Genomic DNA, 1,589 nt, shown 5'->3' on the forward strand with positions numbered 1-1,589 from the left:
CCGGATTGATAATCCGCTGGTCTGACCTATTCAATCACCAGCAATAAAGGCATTTCAGCCTGTGGCCATACCGTGATTTCTGGCACTTTGCCAAAATTGCGCCCAAGTGCCCCGAAAACTCCCGTTGATTGCGAGCACGCTGTGTTCGATTGCAGGCCGCACCTGCTTAACTGAAAAGCTCGCTGTGTGAGCCAAGCCGTGCAAGCTTGAGCGTATGGGTATTCGACTTGCGGTAGATCAGTAGCAAATCGGGCTTTACGTGACATTCCCGGTAACCTGCCCAATCGCCGCTTAGGTCATGGTCGCGATATTTGGCATCAAGCAGCTGGTCAGTCGCCAACGCCACCAATACGGGCTTCAGTTCGTCATCCAGTGTGGCCCGGTGCTGTCCTTTGGCTTCGCGTTTGTAATCACGTTTGAATGATGAAGACCGGTCAATCGTCCGCATGCAGGTCTGCCATCAGATCATCAACGCTGGCGAAGCGCTTCCCTTTCCCGGCCTCCAGCTCGGCAATGGCCTTGCGGGTAGTCGTATTAGGTACCTTTACCTCGAAAGGCAAACGGCGCTCATCGGCTATGCGCAACATCAGCAAGCGAATAGCATCAGAGACGGACAGGCCCATCGCTTCGAGGGCTTCGGCGGCGCGTTCCTTGGTGTTAGTGTCGATGCGAGCGCGGACATAGGTATCGGTGGTACTCATGGTGATTTCCCATAAATCGGTTTCAGAGTTTCTAATGTAGTCTTCTTGTGACTACAAATCAAAGGCCGCCGCTGGATCGCTCCCCCTGCTTCGTTCGTCGGAGATTTCGGCAGTTTATTGGACCATCGGGAATGGATCAGCTTTCAAGTGTCTGCAGCACACCATTCTGCAGGCGCAACACCCGCCCCATATGTGCCGCCAGCGCGGGCTCGTGGGTGACAATAACCAGCGCGGTGCCCAATTCCCGGTTCAGGCTGAGCATCAGGTCATGGACACTCTCGGCCGATTCGCTGTCCAGATTTCCCGTCGGCTCATCCGCCAGAAGCAGGGCCGGTCGGGTTACCAGGGCACGGGCCAGCGCCACCCGCTGCCTTTCGCCACCGGACAACATGCCCGGCTTGTGCTGCAAGCGCTCACCCAGACCGACCCGTGCCAGAATTTCTTCGCCCCAGGCCTGCACCGAATGCCGGGGCACCCGACGAATCAGGAGCGGCAAGAGTACATTTTCCAGGGCGGTAAACTCCGGTAACAGGCGGTGTAACTGATACACAAAGCCGACACTCTGGTTGCGCAGGCGGCTGCGTGCAGATTCCCGAAGTTTGTAGATTTCCTGGCCGAGAATGCGGACCACCCCTCCCGAGGGTTTTTCCAGCCCCCCCATCAGATGCATCAGGGTGCTTTTGCCCTGCCCCGATGCGCCGACAATGGCCAGGCTTTCGCCTTTGCGGATTTGCAAATTGACGTCGCGGATGACTTCCAGCTTGTCTCTGCCAATGGCAAAACTCTGACGTAAATGCTCTACGGACAGGACCAATTCATCATTCATAGCGCAAAGCCTCCGCCGGAGCGACCCGTGATGCCCTCCAGGAGGGGTACAAGGTGGCAATC

General features: G+C 56.8%; 3 protein-coding genes. All 3 read right to left on the bottom strand.

Annotation, left to right across the window (positions count from 1 at the left end; translation table 11 throughout):
* Positions 1 to 166: 166 nt before the first annotated feature.
* The 3 genes from AC2VLY_RS03605 to AC2VLY_RS03615 all read right to left on the bottom strand — a co-directional run bounded on the left by AC2VLY_RS03605 (position 167) and on the right by AC2VLY_RS03615 (position 1,527).
* Positions 167 to 448 (bottom strand): type II toxin-antitoxin system YafQ family toxin, encoded by a 282-nt coding sequence (locus AC2VLY_RS03605; protein ID WP_193651357.1) that lies wholly within the window; start codon positions 446 to 448, stop codon positions 167 to 169.
* Entirely contained in the window at positions 435 to 701 is a 267-nt protein-coding gene (locus tag AC2VLY_RS03610) for a type II toxin-antitoxin system RelB/DinJ family antitoxin (RefSeq protein ID WP_010637140.1), read from the bottom strand. The genes AC2VLY_RS03605 and AC2VLY_RS03610 overlap by 14 nt, the downstream gene beginning before the upstream one ends.
* A 136-nt stretch (positions 702 to 837) precedes the next feature.
* Entirely contained in the window at positions 838 to 1,527 is a 690-nt protein-coding gene (locus AC2VLY_RS03615) for an ABC transporter ATP-binding protein (RefSeq protein ID WP_427960759.1), read from the bottom strand.
* Positions 1,528 to 1,589: the final 62 nt, after the last annotated feature.

Source organism: Acidithiobacillus sp. TH-A36, from assembly GCF_057473445.1.

What these genes read in the sequence shown, in the direction of transcription:
- AC2VLY_RS03605 (WP_193651357.1), bottom strand. Translation starts at nt 448, where the DNA reads ATGCGGACGATTGACCGGTCTTCATCATTCAAACGTGATTACAAACGC.
- AC2VLY_RS03610 (WP_010637140.1), bottom strand. Translation starts at nt 701, where the DNA reads ATGAGTACCACCGATACCTATGTCCGCGCTCGCATCGACACTAACACC.
- AC2VLY_RS03615 (WP_427960759.1), bottom strand. Translation starts at nt 1,527, where the DNA reads ATGAATGATGAATTGGTCCTGTCCGTAGAGCATTTACGTCAGAGTTTT.